At 61.6% G+C, this 19,072-nt stretch carries 17 protein-coding genes; 10 read left to right on the forward strand and 7 right to left on the reverse strand.

Annotation, left to right across the window (positions count from 1 at the left end):
- Nucleotides 1-9 precede the first annotated feature (9 nt).
- Genes araD through IE166_RS18745 form a run of 6 tightly spaced genes read left to right on the forward strand, consistent with a single transcriptional unit; the run spans nucleotide 10 to nucleotide 6,619 of the window.
- A complete protein-coding gene (gene araD / locus IE166_RS18720; protein ID WP_189506973.1) occupies nucleotides 10-1,752 on the forward strand; it encodes an L-arabinonate dehydratase in 1,743 nt (580 codons plus the stop codon).
- Nucleotides 1,739-2,665 carry a Gfo/Idh/MocA family protein gene (locus tag IE166_RS18725; protein WP_189506975.1) on the forward strand — a complete coding sequence of 309 codons (927 nt, stop codon included), beginning with the start codon at nucleotides 1,739-1,741 and terminating at the stop codon, nucleotides 2,663-2,665. The genes araD and IE166_RS18725 overlap by 14 nt, the downstream gene beginning before the upstream one ends.
- Nucleotides 2,666-2,707: 42 nt before the next feature.
- Nucleotides 2,708-4,225, forward strand: coding sequence for an aldehyde dehydrogenase (NADP(+)) (locus IE166_RS18730; RefSeq protein WP_189506977.1), 1,518 nt, complete (start codon nucleotides 2,708-2,710; stop codon nucleotides 4,223-4,225).
- Entirely contained in the window at nucleotides 4,222-5,154 is a 933-nt protein-coding gene (locus tag IE166_RS18735) for a 2-dehydro-3-deoxygalactonokinase (protein WP_244641589.1), read from the forward strand. The genes IE166_RS18730 and IE166_RS18735 overlap by 4 nt, the downstream gene beginning before the upstream one ends.
- Nucleotides 5,151-5,753 carry a 2-dehydro-3-deoxy-6-phosphogalactonate aldolase gene (locus tag IE166_RS18740; protein ID WP_189506979.1) on the forward strand — a complete coding sequence of 201 codons (603 nt, stop codon included), beginning with the start codon at nucleotides 5,151-5,153 and terminating at the stop codon, nucleotides 5,751-5,753. The genes IE166_RS18735 and IE166_RS18740 overlap by 4 nt, the downstream gene beginning before the upstream one ends.
- A 2-nt stretch (nucleotides 5,754-5,755) precedes the next feature.
- Nucleotides 5,756-6,619 (forward strand): SMP-30/gluconolactonase/LRE family protein, encoded by an 864-nt coding sequence (locus IE166_RS18745; protein ID WP_189506981.1) that lies wholly within the window; start codon nucleotides 5,756-5,758, stop codon nucleotides 6,617-6,619.
- Between the two features lie 45 nt (nucleotides 6,620-6,664).
- Here IE166_RS18745 and minE read toward each other — a convergent pair whose 3' ends face one another.
- The 6 genes from minE to repA form a co-directional block, all read right to left on the reverse strand.
- Nucleotides 6,665-6,928 (reverse strand): cell division topological specificity factor MinE, encoded by a 264-nt coding sequence (gene minE, locus IE166_RS18750; RefSeq protein WP_189506983.1) that lies wholly within the window; start codon nucleotides 6,926-6,928, stop codon nucleotides 6,665-6,667.
- On the reverse strand, nucleotides 6,925-7,740 hold the full coding sequence (gene minD, locus IE166_RS18755; RefSeq protein ID WP_189506985.1) for a septum site-determining protein MinD: 816 nt from the start codon (nucleotides 7,738-7,740) through the stop codon (nucleotides 6,925-6,927). Before minD ends, minE begins: the two co-directional genes overlap by 4 nt.
- 35 nt (nucleotides 7,741-7,775) lie before the next feature.
- Nucleotides 7,776-8,528, reverse strand: a complete 753-nt coding sequence (gene minC, locus IE166_RS18760) for a septum site-determining protein MinC (RefSeq protein WP_189506987.1) — start codon at nucleotides 8,526-8,528, stop codon at nucleotides 7,776-7,778.
- Nucleotides 8,529-8,627: 99 nt separating this feature from the next.
- A complete protein-coding gene (gene repC / locus IE166_RS18765; protein ID WP_189506989.1) occupies nucleotides 8,628-9,983 on the reverse strand; it encodes a plasmid replication protein RepC in 1,356 nt (451 codons plus the stop codon).
- A gap of 237 nt (nucleotides 9,984-10,220) precedes the next feature.
- A complete protein-coding gene (gene repB, locus IE166_RS18770) occupies nucleotides 10,221-11,228 on the reverse strand; it encodes a plasmid partitioning protein RepB (RefSeq protein WP_189506991.1) in 1,008 nt (335 codons plus the stop codon).
- The gene (gene repA / locus IE166_RS18775; protein ID WP_189506993.1) at nucleotides 11,225-12,436 is read right to left on the reverse strand and encodes a plasmid partitioning protein RepA; all 1,212 of its coding nucleotides are present in this window, start codon (nucleotides 12,434-12,436) and stop codon (nucleotides 11,225-11,227) included. Before repA ends, repB begins: the two co-directional genes overlap by 4 nt.
- A gap of 495 nt (nucleotides 12,437-12,931) precedes the next feature.
- On the opposite strand from repA, the gene hlyD reads away from it, so the two are divergent.
- Genes hlyD through IE166_RS18795 form a run of 4 tightly spaced genes read left to right on the forward strand, consistent with a single transcriptional unit; the run spans nucleotide 12,932 to nucleotide 17,953 of the window.
- Nucleotides 12,932-13,921, forward strand: a complete 990-nt coding sequence (gene hlyD / locus IE166_RS18780; RefSeq protein ID WP_189506995.1) for a secretion protein HlyD — start codon at nucleotides 12,932-12,934, stop codon at nucleotides 13,919-13,921.
- 6 nt (nucleotides 13,922-13,927) lie between these two features.
- Nucleotides 13,928-15,700: an ATP-binding cassette domain-containing protein gene (locus IE166_RS18785; protein ID WP_189506997.1), complete on the forward strand. Its 1,773-nt coding sequence runs from the start codon at nucleotides 13,928-13,930 to the stop codon at nucleotides 15,698-15,700.
- A complete protein-coding gene (locus tag IE166_RS18790; protein WP_189506999.1) occupies nucleotides 15,697-16,848 on the forward strand; it encodes an ABC transporter permease in 1,152 nt (383 codons plus the stop codon). The genes IE166_RS18785 and IE166_RS18790 overlap by 4 nt, the downstream gene beginning before the upstream one ends.
- Nucleotides 16,849-16,852: 4 nt before the next feature.
- Nucleotides 16,853-17,953 carry an ABC transporter permease gene (locus tag IE166_RS18795; RefSeq protein WP_189507001.1) on the forward strand — a complete coding sequence of 367 codons (1,101 nt, stop codon included), beginning with the start codon at nucleotides 16,853-16,855 and terminating at the stop codon, nucleotides 17,951-17,953.
- 12 nt (nucleotides 17,954-17,965) lie between these two features.
- Here IE166_RS18795 and IE166_RS18800 read toward each other — a convergent pair whose 3' ends face one another.
- Nucleotides 17,966-19,024 carry a DUF1176 domain-containing protein gene (locus tag IE166_RS18800; RefSeq protein WP_189507003.1) on the reverse strand — a complete coding sequence of 353 codons (1,059 nt, stop codon included), beginning with the start codon at nucleotides 19,022-19,024 and terminating at the stop codon, nucleotides 17,966-17,968.
- Nucleotides 19,025-19,072: the final 48 nt, after the last annotated feature.

Genomic DNA, 19,072 nt, shown 5'->3' on the forward strand with positions numbered 1-19,072 from the left:
GCGTCTTCCATGGCGTTCACCAAGGCCACATGGCCGCGTAAACTCCGCTCGCAGGAGTGGTTTGGCGGGACGGGCCGCGACCAGATCTATCATCGCGGCTGGATGAAGAACCAGGGCTTCCCGCACGACCTGTTCGATGGCCGTCCGGTGATCGGCATCATGAACACATGGTCCGAGCTGACTCCGTGCAACGCGCATTTGAACGTGCTCGCGGAATCCGTGAAACGCGGCGTGTATGAAGCCGGCGGCTTTCCGGTAGAAGTTCCGGCCTTTTCGGCCAGTGAATCCGGGTTCCGCCCGACGGCCATGATGTTCCGCAATCTCGCGGCGATGTCGGTGGAAGAACAGATCCGCGGCCAGCCGATGGATGGCTGCGTCCTGCTGGTTGGCTGCGACAAAACCACGCCAAGCCTGCTGATGGCTGCCGCTTCCACCGACATGCCGTCGATCGTGGTGACCGGCGGGCCGATGCTGAACGGTTATTACAAGGGCGAGCGTGTCGGTTCGGGCACGCATCTGTGGCGTTTCTCCGAAGCCGTGAAGGCTGGCGAGATGACGGCCGAGGAGTTTTCCGAAGCCGAAGCCTCCATGTCGCGCTCGGCCGGCTCCTGCAACACGATGGGAACGGCCTCGACGATGGCATCGATGGCAGAAGCTTTGGGCATGGCTCTGTCCGGCAATGCCGCGATCCCCGCCGTCGACAGCCGCCGCCGCGTAATGGCGCAGATGTCCGGTCGGCGCATCGTGGATATGGTCAAGGACGACCTGAAGCCGTCCGACGTGTTGACGAAGGAAGCCTTCGAGAACGCCATCCGCACCAATGCGGCGATCGGCGGCTCGACCAATGCGGTGATCCACCTTCTGGCAATTGCCGGCCGCGTCGGCATCGACCTGACGCTAGAGGATTGGGACCGTTGCGGGCGCGACGTGCCGACCATCGTCAACCTGATGCCATCCGGCAAATATCTGATGGAAGAGTTCTTCTATGCCGGCGGTCTGCCCGTTGTCATCAAGCGCCTGGGCGAAGCCGGTCTGCTGCACAAGGACGCCCTCACCGTTTCGGGCGAAACGATGTGGGAGCAAGTCAAGGACGTCACCAACCACGACGAGGACGTCATTCGTCCGGCCGAAAAGGCGCTGACGCAGTCCGGCGGAATCGTGGTGCTCAAGGGCAATCTAGCGCCCAAGGGTGCCGTGCTGAAGCCGTCCGCGTCCTCGGCGCATCTGCTGACGCATCGCGGCCGCGCCGTGGTGTTCGAGGACATCGACGACTACAAGGCGAAGATCAACGACGAGGCGCTCGACATCGACGAGACCTGCGTCATGGTGATGAAGAACTGCGGGCCGAAGGGTTATCCGGGCATGGCCGAGGTCGGTAATATGGGCCTGCCGCCCAAGGTGCTTCGCAAGGGCATCACCGACATGGTGCGCATTTCCGATGCGCGCATGTCTGGCACCGCCTATGGCACCGTCGTGCTCCACACCTCCCCGGAAGCCGCTGCCGGCGGCCCTCTGGCGGTGGTGCAAACCGGCGATTTCATCGAGCTCGACGTACCGAACCGCCGGCTGCATCTCGACATTTCCGATGAGGAGCTGACGCGCCGTCTCGCTGCTTGGCAGCCCAAGCATGAGCAGTATGACTCCGGCTATGCCTGGCTGCATCAGCAGCATGTGCAGGGTGCGGATACTGGCGCCGATCTCGACTTCCTGCGGGGCAATCGTGGAAAGGCGGTCGGTCGTGACAGCCACTGATATTGCTATCGTCGGCGTCGGCAAGATCGCGCGGGATCAGCATATCCCGTCGATCACCAAAAACGACGCGTTTCGACTGGCTGCGACGGTCAGCCGGCATTCTGAGGTCGACGGCGTCGAGAACTTTGCGACGATCGAGGAATTGCTCGAGCAGCGGCCTGATATTCCGGCTGTCGCTCTGTGCATGCCGCCGCAGAACCGCTTCGATGCGGCTTGGACGGCGATCAAGGCCGGCCGTCATGTCCTGCTGGAAAAGCCGCCTGGTGCCACGATCGCCGAAGTTCAGGCGCTGGTAGAGGCTGCGCGTGACAAGGGCGTTGCGCTGTTTGCCACCTGGCATTCACGTTATGCCGCTGCCGTGCCTTCGGCCAAGGCCTGGTTGGCGGAGCGAAAGGTAGAATCCGCCCGCATCACCTGGAAGGAAGATGTGCGGCGCTGGCATCCCGGCCAGGAATGGATTTGGCAGCCGGGCGGACTGGGCGTGTTCGATCCCGGCATCAATGCGCTGTCGATCCTAACCGAAATTCTGCCGCAGCCGGTTCGCGTGACATCCGCCGAACTGGAGTTTCCGGAAGGACGCGACGCGCCGATTGGGGCGCAGCTGCAGTTTGCGGGGGCGAGCGGCGAGACGGTGTCCGCAGACTTCGACTGGCGCCAGACCGGACCGCAGACTTGGGACATCGACGTCCTGACAAACGACGGGACGCTGAAGCTGTCTTCCGGCGGTGCCGAGATGACGGTCGACCAGAAGGTTGTCATACAAGAAGCCGACAGCGAGTATGACGGCATCTATGCACGCTTTGCCACCGTGGTTGCAGAGCGCGCGATCGACGTAGACCTTGCCCCGCTTGTGCATGTTGCCGATGCATTCATGTTGGGTCGCCGCATTGCGGTTGACGCCTTCGACATGTAATTCGGAACAAACACGCAATCGACGCAGGATAAGGACCCAACCATGTCTGACAACTTCAAGCCGCGCGGCCGCCATCTGATTGCCGGCGAATGGGTGGAAGGATCGCAGAGCTTCCAGTCCGATCCGGTTAGCGGCGAGCCGCAGACTTTCGCGCTGGGGACAGCGGCCGATATCGACCGCGCCGCCAAGGCCGCAGAAGACGCGTTCTGGGTGTTCGGTTCGTCAAGCCGGGAAAACCGCGCTGCGTTCCTCGACGCGATTGCCGATGCGATCGAAGCTCGCGGCGCTGCCATCACCGCCATCGGCACGCGCGAAAGCGGCCTGCCCGCCGGGCGTTTGGAAGGCGAGCGCGGGCGTACGACCGGCCAGTTGCGTCTGTTCGCCAGCCATATCCGGGACGGCGCTTATCTCGACAAGCGGCACGATCTGGCAATGCCCGACCGCAAGCCGGCGCCGCGTCCCGAGATCAAGCTGGTGCAGCGGCCGATCGGCCCGGTCGGCGTGTTCGGCGCCTCGAACTTCCCCCTCGCCTTCTCGACAGCCGGCGGCGATACGGCATCCGCGCTCGCGGCAGGCTGCCCGGTTGTGGTGAAGGGGCATCCCGGCCATCCCGGGACGGCGGAGATCGTTGCCGAAGCCATTCTCGAGGCGATCGAGAAGACCGGCCAGCATCCCGGCACCTTTTCCCTCGTGCAATCCAACACCAACGAGGCCGGCGAAGCGCTGGTGCGCCATCCGCTGATCAAGGCCATCGGCTTTACCGGCTCGCTGGGCGGCGGGCGTGCCTTGTTCGACATTGCCAACAGCCGCGAAGAGCCGATCCCGTTCTTCGGCGAGCTTGGCTCGGTCAATCCGGTATTCGTGTTGCCGGAAGCGGCAAAGGCTCGCGGCGAAACGATCGCGCGGGACTGGGCCGCGTCGCTGACCATGGGCGTCGGCCAGTTCTGCACCAATCCCGGCATCATCGTCGTGCCGGATGCGATTGCCGAAGGGTTCGAGAGACACGCTGCCGAGGCACTCGGCGCCGTCCAGGCGCAGCCGATGCTGTCCAAGGGTATCGCCGACGCGTTCCGCCGGGGTTCGGCGCGGATTGCCGGCAGCAATGCCGTGCGCCAGGCCCATGCCGCCGACGGCAATGGCCGCGAAGCCGCCCCTGCCCTTTTCGTGACGGATGGCGACACGTTCCTCGACAATCCCGAACTCGGCGAGGAAGTCTTTGGCCCGCTCGGCATCATGGTGCGCGCGGCCGGTCCCGAGCAGATGCTGGCAATCGCACACGGCCTGCGCGGCCAGCTCACGACAACGCTTCAACTCGATAGCGGCGACACCGATCTCGCAAAGCAGCTCGTGCCGGTGCTGGAGCGCAAGTCCGGCCGCATCCTCGCAAACGGATATCCCACCGGCGTGGAAGTGGCGGATGCGATGATGCATGGCGGCCCCTACCCTGCCAGCACCAATGTTTCGACGACATCGGTCGGCACACTGGCGATCCGGCGCTTCCTACGCCCGGTCGCCTACCAGAACCTGCCGGCCGACCTTCTGCCGCAAGATCTGGCATGATGCCGATGTCCCCGAGCAATGCGGAGCGCATTGACTGGATCGCCGTCGATTGGGGTACGAGCAATCTGCGCGCTTGGGGCATGGTGGATGATCGCGCGGTGGCAACGGTCACCGCGCCGACCGGAATGGGCGGGCTTGAGCGGCATCAGTTCGAGCCTGCCCTGCTTGCGGCTATCGAGCCATGGCTGTCCGCCGATCGCACGATCGAGGTCGTCGCCTGCGGCATGGTTGGCGCGCGGCAAGGCTGGCAGGAGGTGCCGTATGTCTCGGTGCCGACTGAGCCGATCGTGGCTTCGGCCATGCAGCAGGTCGCGACATCGGACTCGCGTATAAGCGTCAGCATCATTCACGGGCTGAGCCAGACTGAACCCGCCGATGTTATGCGCGGCGAGGAAACGCAGATCGCCGGCCTGCTTGCTCAGGAGCCTGATTTCACCGGCGTGGCTTGTCTGCCGGGAACGCATTCCAAATGGGCCCGGATCGAAGCCGGCCGCGTCGTCAGCTTTCGTACCTTCATGACCGGCGAGCTGTTTGCGCTGTTGGCGAAGCAGTCAGTACTGCGGCATTCGATGGCCGGGAGTGACAAGCTTCATGACGCGGTGTTCGATGATGCCGTGCGCGTCGTGGCCGAACGTCCTGCGGATCTGTCCTCCCTGCTGTTCGGCATCCGCGCCGCCGGTCTTGTCGGCGGCCCAAACAATCTGGATGCACGCTCCCGGCTATCTGGCCTGCTGATCGGCACCGAGCTGGTTGCCATGCAACAGGGATGGTCTGGCGGCGAAGTCGTTCTGATCGGTGCTGACCAGCTTGCCGACCGCTATTCGCGCGGTTTACAGGCGCTCGGAGGCACGGCCCGCATTGTCGATGCGCAGACTTGTACGCTCGCGGGCCTGGTTGCGTCCCGAAACCGACTGCTGGAGGCACGATGACCCTGCCCTTGATCGCGATTTTGCGTGGGCTCACGCCTGATAATGCCGAGGCCGTAGGCCACGCCTTGATCGACGCTGGTATTACGCGCATCGAAGTGCCGTTGAACTCGCCGGATGTTTTGGCGAGCATCACGGCCATGAGCCGCGCCTACGGGGATGTGGCTGAGATCGGCGCCGGCACGGTTTTGACGACTGACGAGGTCGATGCGGTTCGCCAAGCCGGCGCGACTTTCATCGTTTCGCCCAACTGCAACCCGGATGTCATCCGCTACAGCAAGCAACGCGGCTTGGGCTCTTATCCCGGCGTTTTCACGGCAACCGAATGTTTCGCGGCGCTGGCTGCCGGTGCAGATGCCCTGAAAATCTTCCCTGCGAGCCTCATGGGTCCAGAAGCACTCAAGGCTTTGCGCGCTGTGCTTCCTTTCGAGACACAGATCTATCCCGTCGGTGGCGTCGGACCGGATGATTTCGCGGTGTGGCGCGCGGCCGGTGCAAACGGTTTCGGCTTGGGATCGTCGCTGTTCAAGCCGGATTGGTCAGCTGACCGCGTCGGCGAAGAGGCAAAACGCAGTGTCGCCGCGTGGATGGCCGGGAAGTAAGCATGATTCAGGCGGAGCTTTACGACGATCGCGCTTGCCTGCTTGGTGAAGGGCCGCTCTGGCACCCTGAGCGTAAGCAGCTGTTTTGGTTCGACATTCTGAACCACAAGCTGCTTTCGCGCGACGGTGACGAACCGCTTGAATGGCAGTTCGATCGCACAGTCTCGGCGGCCGGATGGATCGATCGCGACACGCTGTTGGTCGCGGCGGCCGACGCCTTGCTCCGCTTCGATCTCGTGAGCGGGCACTATGAGCCAATCGTTGAGCTGGAGAACGATCAGCCCGACAACCGATCAAACGATGGCGGCACTGATCCGTGGGGCGGCTTTTGGATCGGCACGATGGGCCGCAAAGGCCAGCACAAACGCGGGTCGATCTATCGCTACTATCGCGGCCAACTTAGGCGGCTCGTGCCTGATGTAACCATTACGAACGCGATTTCCTTCGCGCCTGATGGAAGCTACGCGTTTTTCGCCGATACACGTGAGCAGTTCGTGTGGAAGCAGGTGCTTGATGAGCACGGTTGGCCGAAGGGCGAGCCGTCCGTATTCCTGGATCTGCGTGCTGAAGACCTTAATCCGGACGGTGCTGCCGTGGATGCCGAAGGGCGTTTGTGGGTGGCGCAATGGGGTGCAAGCCGGGTTGCCTGCTATGACCAGGGCGGAACGCTAACCGAAGTCGTGACCGCGCCGGCGTCACAAACCTCTTGCCCAGCCTTCGGCGGGGCGGATTTGTCGACGCTGTTTATGACGACTGCGAGGGAAAATCTTGCTCCCGAAGCGCTGGCAAACGAGGGGCTCGCCGGCTCCGTCTTCAAAGCAGAGCTTGGCATCCGGGGACAGGCCGCGCATCGCGTCGTCGTATAGACGCAGTTCGACTATGAAGCCGAAAACAGGTGATGACGGCAGCGATCAGGCTGCCTTTTTACCACCATCGAACGGCACTTCAATATCGACGGCTAGCGTCGAAACCGATGCGCCTCGTTCCATCTTCACGCTGACCTTATCGCCATCCACCTGCATGTGCTTGGCGATGACGGCCATGATCTCGTCGCGCAGCGTTTTCAGAAGATCGGAATCGCCGTTCGCGACACGCTCATGCGCAAGGAGCACCTGCAGGCGCTCGCGCGCGGCGGGCGCGGAGGCTGGACGGGAGAAAAAACGCTTGAAGTTCATGCCGCCTTCCTTCCGAAGATTTTGCCAAAGAAACCGCGCTTGTCGCCAGGCACGGTGACGGGAATGGTCTCGCCCTTCAACCGGCGTGCGGCATCGAAATAGGCGACGGCCGGCGCGCTCTTGTTGTCGGCAAGCGTGACCGGAGCGCCGACGTTCGAAGCGCGCAGAACGTCCATACTTTCAGGAATGATGCCGAGGAGCGGGATCGACAGTATTTCGAGAACATCCTCGACCTTCAGCATATCGCCGCGCTCTGCGCGAGCTGGATCGAACCGAGTAAGGAGCAGATGCTTTTCCATCCGTTCGCCCTGCTCCGCCTTCAAGGTCTTGGAATCGAGCAGACCGATGATGCGATCAGAATCGCGGACCGAAGAGACTTCCGGATTGGTCACGACGATGGCGACGTCGGCATGGCGCATGGCCAAGGTCGCGCCACGCTCGATACCGGCCGGGCTGTCGCAGATGACCCAGTCAAAGGCTTTGCGCAAAGCGGTGATGACCTTCTCGACACCTTCTGGCGTCAGATTATCCTTGTCGCGGGTCTGTGAGGCCGGAAGGAGATAAAGCGTTTCCAAGCGCTTGTCGCGGATCAGCGCCTGAGCAAGCTTGGCTTCGCCCTGGATAACGTTGACCAGATCGTAAACCACGCGGCGCTCGGCGCCCATGACGAGATCGAGATTGCGCAGGCCGACGTCGAAGTCCACGACCACGACCTTGTCGCCGTTCTGCGCCAAAGCAGCACCGAGTGCGGCGCTCGACGTCGTCTTGCCAACGCCGCCCTTGCCCGATGTGACTACAATAACTTTGCCCATCGTTGTCTCCTGTGTTTCGTTTGCCCGCTTTCGCGTCAGCTTAGAGTTTCCGCGACGATTGCCTCGCCTTCGAGCCAAATCTGTACGGCTTGGCCACGCAGTTCCGACTCCATGTCTTCCGCCGTCTTGTAGAAGCCGTCGATGGCAATCAGTTCTGCCTCAAGTTTGCGGCAAAAAATGCGGGCCGAAGCATTGCCCATCGTTCCGGCAAGCGCCCTCCCCCGCAAAGCGCCATAGATATGGATCGAACCGCCCGCGATGATTTCCGCGCCGGACGCGACAGAGCCGACCACGGTGACGTCGCCGTCCGGAAACACCAGCGACTGTCCGGACCGTACTGGTTCGGTGACGGTAAGCGACGGCATGGCCGTTGCAAAGTGGTTATGCGACGGCTCGCGTTCATAGGCAGGTTGAGGCTGGCTCGTCTGAGATGTTTCGCCGGAAGCACTTTGCGCGGGTGGCTCGAAGTCGGACGCCGCGCGACCATCGGTCAAGGCAGGCGGTAGATCGGGCGCCAGCATCGACGCGCGGGCATTTTCGAGGCCCATGATGCGAACGTTGCGCGCCGTAAGCTGGTCGATCATCGTCCGCAACTGCGCCCGATCGACATCCAGGTTCTGAACATCAAGCACGATAGGACGACGCAGGAAGAATCCAGCCGAACGAGCGGCGAGATCATCGAGGCGCGCTAGCCAATCTTCGAAGGGCAGCTCAGGCGTGAGAACAAGGGCCAGGAAGGAACGTCCCTTCAGCCGGATCGCCTTGGACTCACTTACTACGTCAGTCATTTTCTACAGTTCCGTTGCTGGCGGCTGCCACGAGCATGGTTAACCAGTGGTTAGCAGGCGAAGCTTGCAGGAGGATGGATACGTTAATTCCTGCTGGGTTCATGGTCGGATGAGGTTGCGGCGCATCTTGCTGCCGAGCGTTTGGGACTGAGCCAGACTACGCAGGAGCAGGTCGCTGACCTGAAGATCTTCGATCATCGGTACGTGCTCTGTCGGTTCGATTGCCTGTTGATCCGAAGACCTAGCAGTGCCGATCAGCTCGGTTCCGTTCCTGCGCAAAGCCATGATCATGGGCGCTGGCGTGAAATGTCCCGTCTTAGCCCTGCGGCTCAGCGTGCGGAGATATCCGCCGGGATTTCCGATCTGCTCAGAGCGCTGGTAGATGGCGCCGAGTGTGATCGCCGCCTGATGCTCGCCGAGGCTGCCACAGGCATCCTGCCAGGTGGTTGGCGTGATCTGGAGCATGGATCGGACCACGGTTATTGCGGCGGAGAATTCACGCCACTCCCGGATCTCGCCACCTTGAGCTAAGCCCCGCAGGTTCGAGCAAGCGTCTAGAACGACGGTAAGCGGCAGAACCGGTTTGCTGGGGTTCTTGGGGCGAGGGCTGGTCCGGGGTTCAAGCGAAGCTTCAATCCTCTTCCGAAAATCGATCTTTGATTCAGATTGGGAGTCTGGGTTTGACTCTTGTTTGTGAGTCTCAGATCGCGACTCATTGCGGCTCAAGTCAGCGGCATTGATGAAGGAATTCAGCGCATTAGTGATTTCGAGGCGCAATGCATCAAGATCTGCGTTGATCGTCTTGAGGACTGGCTTAGTTGTTTTACGGGGTAGGCGGGCAATGATCTCGCGGTACCGCTCTTCCATGTCATCCCAATCATGCGGAATGTTGGCATCGCGGCCGCTCTCAAGGAGCTTGACGATGTCGCGCCGGCAGATCGTCAGTCGTTCACGGAGGACTTTCAGTACCTGACGTTCGGCGACAATCGCTTCTGCCATGCGGCGGAACTCTTCAGCGCGGGTGAGCAGAGGGGCAAGGTCGAAGCCATAGGCCTGCACAACAGAGCCACCCTCGCCTTTGCGGGCGAAGCGTTTGCCGTTGGGGCTGTCGCGGCGAAGGATCAAGCCGCAGTCGAGCAGGATGGCGATGTGGCGGCGCAGCGTTGCAAGTGACATTCCGTTGGCCCGCCCACAAAGCTGCTCGTTGGAAGGCCAGACGATTGTGCCGGTTTTCGCGCTTAGCGTTGCTTCTGGATAGAACGACAACAGCGCGTTCAGGATGGCGAGGGCGCGATCGGTCGCGCCGAGACGCTCACGCGCTTCGCGCACGTGCTGGAATACCTGCCACTTGGATATGTCTTTCGACGGGATGTCTTTGCTTGCGACCTGTCTCGCCAACAAGGCAAGCGTCATTGGCCGCCGCCCAAAGGGCGTCGATACAATAGTCTCTCGCATGTCATCGCCACAAAGCTTTGGGCAAAGCGAAATATGCCGCCAAGTGCGGGTTTCGGATTTGACAGCCGAATCGGAGAGGGCTATTGTTTCTTTGCTACAAGAGAACAAGGCTCTCAGGTTGGTTCGCCGCTTGGGGGCCTTTTCTTTTTGCCGGGCCTCGTTCTCCTTTCTCTCTGCTCAAGCCGATCATGCGGACCGGCGACGCCTAAGAACCTTGGCAGCTGCCAAGGTATTCGATCACGCTTCTTTCTCTGCGTAGTAGCGCTCCACCAAGCTCGGAAGCTCGGACTGTAGGAAATCTGAGAAGGCCACAGCTTCTTTCGCGTCGATCGTCAGCTTGATCTCGCGTCGGGCAAACTGTGCTCGGCCAAGGGTCTTGCCTGTGCTGTTCCTTAAAGCGACGTCATGCGGCTCTGCCTTCGGCTTGTCGGTCGCAGCAGCCAGAGCGAGGACGAACCGACGATCGGAATCATGAACCTTGGCAGCTGCCAAGGTTTCGCGCACCCGATCAAGCGCGGTCTCGCCGGCAAAAGCTTTAGCGAAGGAAGCCCAGCGGGTCCGTCCCGCCTTCGGCGCTCGGCCAATGCTCTGAATGATGTCTTCGGGCACGGCGCGGCACACTGCGCGGTAACGCGCAAGCTCCGGATCGTCGATCGAAAGGGCGGAACGGATGTCCCTCGCCTTGACCCCGGCCGCATCCATGCGCGCGGCAAACAGTGCCTTTTCGATCCAGCTCAGATCCTGCCGAGCTGCATTCTCGATACCTTGCGCAATCGCCAACTCGCGATCATCGAACTGAGCCACCGTCGCCTTGACATTCAGTCCGAGCTCGCGTGCCGCACGAAGACGCCGATGGCCATAGATGACCTGATAGCGGTCTGCGACATCAGGACTGGGGCGAACCAAGATCGGAACGATCTGGCCTTCGCTCGCGATCAACGCTTTGAAGGCTTCGAAGGATGTTTGATCATCATCCGGCAGACGGTCGGGGAAAGGCGAGGAGTCGATGACGGCAGGATCGAGCTCGCGTCCTGTGCCCGCCTCAACCAGTGCCTTCAGTTCATCACGCTCCGCGCGCAACTCAGCGATCGAACGTTGGGTGGCGCCGACAACGCCGGCGCCGACGCGGGCGAGGGGCGCAGCAGGTTCGCGTACTGCCGGCTCCTTTTCAGGAGCCGCGCCGACGGGCGCCGTGTAGGCGGCGAAGCTTGCGAGGATGGACTTCTTGCCGGGTGCCTTGCTCATGTGCGGTTCCAGCTTCGTTCAACGAGATCAACGATCCGACCATTTACGGCATCGATGGATTCGCGGGCCCGCCGAACGGTCCCGGCACCAATGTTGCCGGACTCCAGCTCGTATAGCGTGCGCTTGGCCAAGCCTGCGGTTTCTACTGCGCTGCTCTCAACGGCCGTCGGTGTCAGGACATCTTCGCCGAACAGGCTGCGCAGCATGCCCACGACATGAACCTGCGACTGATCGTTCGGGTCGTGCCGTGTAATAAGATAACGCAGGAAGTCCTGCTGCATGGTGGCACCGGCATCGCGGATCACAGCGATCAGGTCGCCCATCATGAGTAGGAACTGGCTCATCGACATGACATCCAGCATCGCGGGATGAACCGTGATGATCAGGCCGGTGGCAGCATAGATCGCGCCAAGGGTCAGGAAGCCGAGCGAGGGTGGCGTGTCCAGGAGGATGATGTCGTAATTATCCTCGACCTCGCTGATTGCAATGCGCAGACGCTCGAAGAAGATTTCCTGCGAGCCGGTGCGCCGGTCGGCCAGGGCCCGCGGCGTCTCGTGCTCATATTCCATGACTTCGATATTGCCGGGAATGAGATCGACGCCGGAGAAATAGGTCTTGCGGATGATCTCCTTCATCGGCCGGCGATCTTCGTCATAGCGCAGGGCGCCATAGATCGTCTCGTTCTCGCCGACATCGAGCTCCGGTTGCGCGCCGAACATGGCGGAAAGCGAGGCCTGCGGATCGAGGTCGATCGCCAGCACGCGGTAACCGTGCAGTGCCAAGTAGTGCGCGAGGTGCGCACTCGTCGTCGTCTTCGCGCTGCCGCCCTTGAAGTTGGCGATGGCCAAGATCTGGACGTGCTCGCCCTCTTGCCTGCGCGGCAGATAGCGCCGCAGATCGGACGGACGCATGTCCGCGAACATCTCACGCAGTTCGTTGATCTGGGCGAGCGTATAGGCGCGGTGGTTATTCTCTAGCCGGGCAGGGGTCGGGCCCTTGCCTTCGATAGACATTGTGCGCAACGTCGACTCAGGGATCGTGGTAAGCTTCGACACTTCGTTCGTCAGGAAGTAGCGCAGCTGCTTCTCGGCATTCGGGGGATACATTTGCTCGCGACGCGCCTGAAGCTCGCCCGACAGCATCCGCGCATGACGCGTGATTTTGTCGCCGGGATCTTCCGCCGCTGCAATCGTTGCCTGTTTCGACATTGTCGCTGTCGTACCCCTTTGACGGCCAATGGCCGCTTTAATGCCCTTCTCCCGTCAAGCTTAGCGCATGATTCCGGCCGGTGGTCCAGCGGTTTAAGGTTAACGGATCGCTAAGAGGGGATGCGCCGGGTGGTCTATGACCAGCGGTGCAAGCGAAAAACCTAGACAGAGCAAAGCGTTAGCAGAGAGGCGGCTGCGCCTCGCCCTGCCTTCCTATGATCGATCCCGACCACCGAATAGGTGACTTGTTCTTGGGCGCTGCCTCAAACAAGGCATGATGTCGAGTGCAAGGACAAGAAAACTCGAATCGCAAGACTGCTCTTTCCACAGGAAACAACGCGATCTTTGATGAGCCTTCACGACTGACAGGCGGGTAGGGGAGGGCAGTCTGGGCTTTGATCTGTTAGCCGGGTGGGGCTTTGTTCCTGCTCTATCCTTGAGAGAGCGTCTTCGTGCGTCTAAGGGTTGGCCGACATCTCGAGAAGCTTTTTGACGATGAACAAAAGAACCTTGCTCGTGCTGCTTGTCTTGGTCGCTCTGGCCGGCGGTGGAGCCACTTACTGGCGCAGCCACCAGGTGCAAGATCCTTCGCTTGTGCTCAGCGGAAATGTCGACATCCGGGAAGTGACCTTGTCCTTCCGCGTACCGGGCCGGGTGGCCGAGGTGGTCGTGGATGAAGGCGATCGCGTCGAGGCTGGGGCGGTCATTGCGCGTGTTGATCCCGAGCCGCTGCAAGCCGTACTCAACCAGGCGCAGGGATCGCTGGCTGCGGCGCAAGCCAGTCTTGCTCTTCTTCAGGCAGGTAGTCGCGCTGAGGATATCGCACGGCTGAAAGCGCAAACGGAGGGCGCGCGGGCTGCCGTGGTGAACGCGCAAACGACCTTCGAGCGCCAGCAAGCGCTTCTGACCTCCAGAACGAGCCCGCCACAGGCCCTGGACAATGCGCGGGCCGCGCTCGACCAAGCCAAGGCTGAGGAAGAAGCCGCGCAACAAGCTTTGCTCGCTGCCGAAAAGGGCGCGCGTCCAGAAGAGATCGCGCAAGCACAGGCACAGGTGGAAACCGCTTCGGCCCAGCAGAAAGCGGCCGAAATCCAGTTGGCCGACGCGACCTTGCATGCGCCGAGCAGCGGCACGGTTCTGACGCGCGCGGTGGAGCCTGGCGCCATGGTTGCGGCTGGGACCGGCGTTGTGACGCTGTCGATCGACCGCCCGACGCGCATTCGCGCTTACGTCCAGGAGCCGGATCTTGGCCGGCTGGCTGCGGGCACCAAGGTGCTGGTCTACACCGATGCCCGACCCGGTAATCCGTATGCCGGAACGGTCGGTTTTGTGTCGCCGCGTGCGGAGTTTACGCCCAAGCAGGTGGAAACGCAGGATCTACGCACTGCGCTGGTTTATCGTTTGCGGATTACCGTGGATGATGCCGACAACGTGCTACGGCAGGGCATGCCGGTCACTGTGCGTCTGGCTGACGAGGCGCGCTGAGCTGCGATGGACGCCTCCGCTGCCGTTCGCATCAAGGGTTTGACGCATCGCTATCCCGAACAGAAACGGGATGAGCAGGCGCTTGCCGATGTTGATCTGACGGTGCGGCCGGGCATCATCACCGGTCTTGCCGGGCCAGACGGTGCGGGCAAAACCACGCTGATGCGCGTGATGGCCGGCTTATTGAAGGCGACAAAGGGCGAGATCGAGGTGGTGGGCCTCGATCCCGTGCGCCAAGCGGACGCGCTGCATTTGCGGGTCGGCTACATGCCGCAGAAGTTCGGCCTGTACGAGGATCTCACCGTCATGGAGAACCTCGTGCTTTATGCCGATCTGCGCGGGGTCGGCGCTGAGGAACGCAAGGCGCAGTTCGAGCGGCTGCTCGATTTCACCGATCTGCACCGCTTCACCAAACGTCTTGCCGGCAAGCTGTCGGGCGGCATGAAGCAGAAGCTTGGACTGGCCTGCACACTGATCGGGACGCCCGAACTGCTGCTTCTCGATGAGCCGGGCGTGGGCGTCGATCCTATTTCGCGCCGAGATCTGTGGCGCATGGTTCAGAGCCTGGCGCAAGGCGGCATGGCTGTGGTCTGGGCAACGGCCTATCTCGATGAAGCCGAGCTTTGCGACGATCTCTGCCTGATGAACGAAGGCAGGGTCATCTTTTCCGGCGCGCCGCGCGAGCAGAAGGAGCGCATGCAGGGGCGCTGCATTCAGGTTCGCGACATCGCCGGCAACCGCCGTCACTTTCTGCGGCATGCGCTGGGCAGTCCCAGCGTGGTCGATGGCGTCATCCAGGGCGAAAGCGTTCGGCTGGTGCTGAAGGAGGGTCTTTCGGAGCCTGATCCTGGGGTTCTTGAAGGCGAGCCGACTGCGCGCGTGGTCACGGTTGAACCGCGCCTGGAAGATGCTTTCATTGACCTCGTCGGTGGTGGGCCGGATGGTCATTCCGTGCTTGCCGATACGATGCCGTTGGTTGACCTGCCATCCGGCGTGGACCCGCAGGCAGTTATCCGGGCGCATGAGCTCACGCGCACTTTCGGCGATTTCACTGCAACCGATCACGTCACCTTCGATGTCAAAAAGGGTGAGATCTTCGGCCTTCTCGGACCGAACGGCGCCGGAAAATCCACGACCTTCCGCATGATGTGCGGGCTTCTGACGCCGACATCGGGCGATGCTGAGGTGATGGGCATCGACTTCAAGCGCAGCGCCAGCGAAGCCCGCCAGAAGCTCGGCTACATGGCCCAAAAGTTTTCGCTCTACGGCAATCTGAGCGTTGAGCGAAACCTCATTTTCTTCTCCGGCATCTATGGGCTGAAGGGGAGGGCGCAAGCCGACAAGGTTGCGCAGATGATGGATAGCTTCGACCTCACGCGCTATCGCCGCACCAATGCCGGGGAACTGCCGCTCGGCTTCAAGCAGCGCCTGTCGCTCGCTTGCGCGCTGATGCACGAGCCGCCGCTGATCTTTCTGGACGAGCCCACATCCGGCGTCGATCCGGTGACCCGCCGCGAGTTCTGGGTGCACATCAACGCGCTCGTGGACAAGGGTGTGACGGTGATGGTCACGACCCACTTCATGGACGAGGCCGAATATTGCGATCGCATCGCCCTGATCTATCGCGGCCGGATGATCGCCGCCGGCCCGCCGGATCAGCTGAAAAAGGCGGTTGCCAGCGAAGATCTGCCGGACCCAACCTTTGAGGATGCCTTCATCGGGCTGATCCAGCGCGACGACCAGGCGCGCGAAGTGGCTGAAAAGGACAAGGCCGCGTGAGCCTCGCTCATCCCCCTGTTGCCGGTTTTTCCTGGCGCCGGTTGCGTGCGCTGTGCGTGAAAGAAACGCGGCAGATCCTGCGCGATCCGAGCAGCTTGCTGATTGCCGTGATCTTGCCGGTAATGCTGCTTTTCATCTTCGGCTTCGGCATTTCGCTCGACACAAACCGTCTGCGCATCGGCGTTGTGATGGAAGATCACGGCGTGGAAGCGGTGCGGTTTGCCGCCGCCGCTGCCGGTTCGCCTTATATCGATCTGGTCTTTGCCAACAGCTATGACGAGATGGAAGACAGCCTTGTGCGCGGCAAGGTGCGAGGGATCATCGTCATTCCGCAGGATTTCACGGCCAAGGTCATGGAAGGCAGCGGAGATGCGGCGATCCAGGTTCTCGCCGATGGTGCCGAGCCGAACACCGCCAACTTCGTGGGCAGCTACGCGCAGGGCCTTTTCGGCAACTGGTTGGCCGCTCGTGCTGATGCCTATGGCGCCGAGTTTCACGAGCCGATCGCGGTTGAACCGCGCTACTGGTTCAACCCCACCACGGTCAGCCGCAATTATCTTATCCCCGGTTCAATCTCCGTCGTGATGACCATCATCGGCGCGCTTCTGACCTCGCTCGTGGTGGCTCGCGAGTGGGAGCGCGGCACGATGGAAGCGCTGCTTGCCACGCCCATCAGCCGCACCGAATTGCTGCTGTCGAAAAGCCTGCCCTATTATGGGCTGGCGCTGATCGCGATGGCGATCTGTGTGCTGATCGCGATCTTCATCATGAACGTGCCGTTTCGCGGCTCTGTGCTGATGCTGCTGTTGTCTACCAGCCTGTTTCTGGGCAGTGCACTGGGGCTCGGGCTGCTGCTTTCGACGGTGACGCGAAACCAGTTCAACGCCGCGCAAGGGGCGTTGAACGCAGCGTTCCTGCCGGCAGCACTTTTGTCTGGTTTGATCTTCGAGATCGCGTCCATGCCAGCTTTCGTGCAGGCGGTGACGCTGTTCGTGCCGGCGCGGTATTTCGTGAAAATCATGCAGACGCTGTTTCAAGCCGGCGACATTCCGTCGATCGTGGTGCCGAACCTTTTGTTCCTGCTGTTATCTGCCATCTTCTGGCTCGGTCTGACCGCATGGAAGACCCGCCGTCGGCTGGACGGATAAACCCATGTGGAACCGCATCGTCGCTTTGATCGCCAAGGAACTGCAGCAGCTGTTTTCGACGCGGCGCAACATCATGCTGCTGTTGACGCCGCTGGTGCTGCAGCTTGCAATCTTCCCCTTCGCCACCACGCTGGAATTGCGCAACGCCACGCTTTCCATCCTCAACGAGGATAGTGGCGCGGCTTCCGTGGAACTGGTTCAGCGTATGGCGGCGGCGTCGGCCTTCACTGAGGTGCTGTCGCTCTACAGCGAAGAGGATCTAGAGAGGGTGATTGATCGGCAGGATGCGCTGCTCGCCATCCGCATTCCGCCGGATTTCTCGCGAAAAGTGCTTGCCGGCGAACCGGTCAGCCTTCAGGCGGTGATCGACGGACGGCGCTCTAATTCGGCGCAGATCGCCTATTCCTATATCCAGCAGATAACCAACGACTTTGCCGAAGAGCGGACGGGTCAGGTGGCACCGGCGAAGCTCATCGTGCGCAACCTCTACAATCCCAATCTCGATTATCGCTGGTTTGTTCTGCCGAGCCTGGTTGCAATCATTGCCACTGTCGGCTGTCTTCTGGTCACGTCGCTGTCGCTGGCGCGCGAACGGGAGGAGGGGACCTTCGATCAGTTGCTGGTGACGCCGCTGACGCCGGCTTACATCATGCTGGGCAAGGCGGTACCGGGCATTCTGGTTGCCATGGCACAAGGCGGCATCATCTCGCTGGCGGCCGTGTGGCTTTACGGCGTGCCGTTCACCGGCACCGTGTGGCTGCTGATGCTGGCGACCTTCGCTTATGCGCTGGCGCTTTCCGGCGTCGGCTTGCTGTTGTCGGCTATTTCAAACAGCCAGCAGCAGGCCTTTCTCGGCGTGTTCTGCTTCATGGTGCCGTCCGTCGTTCTGTCGGGCTATCTTGCGCCGGTCGAAAACATGCCGACTGTCTTGCGCTGGATCAGCGCGATCAATCCGCTGACCCATTTCATCGAAATGGCAAAGGGCATTTTCCTGAAAAGCTATGGCCTTGCGGAAACGCAGACCTCGCTGCTTGCGCTGTTCGGCATTGCAGTCGTCACGCTGTTGGTCGCGCATTGGGTGTTCTGGAAACAAACCAAGTCGTGAGCTGAGGCGCCCTTATCGCGAGCGATAAACGGTCGGCCAATCGCCTGGTTGGCTACCGCCGCAGGCCATCTGGTAGCTGCCACCGGTGAGTGTGAATTGCGCGCCGTCCCACACCCATTCCGCGCTCAGGCCGCAATCGCCCAAGCCGCGACCGCGTCCGCTCATCGACAAAGTCCCGGTATCGGGATCGAAGCCGGGCTCGGTCAGCGCCACGGTGTCGAAATCGTTTTCGCGGATAGGCAAACTCGGGCGGAAGATTTCGGCCGGCTTGCCCTCATCGCGGGGCACGATCGCGACCAGCGATGATCCCTGGTAAGCGCCCATATTGCAGGCGATGAACGCAAGTCCGTGTGTATCATCCAGCGCCACCGCTTCCGAGCTGTCGATGTCTGAGGGCATATCTGCGCTGCAGTCTTCGCTGGTGAAGACGGCGGCAAGATCCTTGCGGGCGCGGGCCAGCAAGGCAGCGTCTTCGCCGGCTTTCAGCGGCGCACCCGGCTTGTATTTCGGAGCTTCGGGAAGCTCGGGAGCAGGCGGCACGGCGGACGCGGGTGCTTTGCCCTTGCGGATCAAGGCTGTCACACCCCCGATCCGCCCTTGCCGATCATCCATGCGCAGCAGTGCTGCGACGAAACCTTCGAGCGGAACCGATGCTTCCGGATTGTTTGTCTGCAGCGTGGATGCATCGCGAAGCTGGGCAATCAGGGTTGCGATCGCTTCGTCTCCCGTCAGCGACAGGGTCGTGAACCCATCTTCGCGCTGGATCTCCCAGGCATTGTCAGCGAGGGTCAAAGGCGCGCCATCGACCTTCAGGTCCTTGGGTTCGGCTGCGAAGGGGAGGCTTAACGTGACGATGGCTTTGGCGTCCGGTCCAGCGTCACGCGCGACGTTGAGGTCAGGACTTTCGGCGCTGCCATCATCGCCGAAGCCACGGGCTTGGCAGGCGAGACCGTTGTCGCAAGCCACGAACCAGGATTTGTAGCTGTCATAACTCGGCTCGGCCTCCCTCGCGAGGGAAGGCGAGGTCAGCGCTACCACCAGCGCCGTTGATGCGAGCAGTGATTTCAGCATGGCGTGTGTCCCATCCCCTCGGAATTGGGAGCACGATTATCCTGAACC

The organism is Tianweitania populi, from assembly GCF_014652875.1.
GTDB classification, from domain to species: domain Bacteria; phylum Pseudomonadota; class Alphaproteobacteria; order Rhizobiales; family Rhizobiaceae; genus Tianweitania; species Tianweitania populi.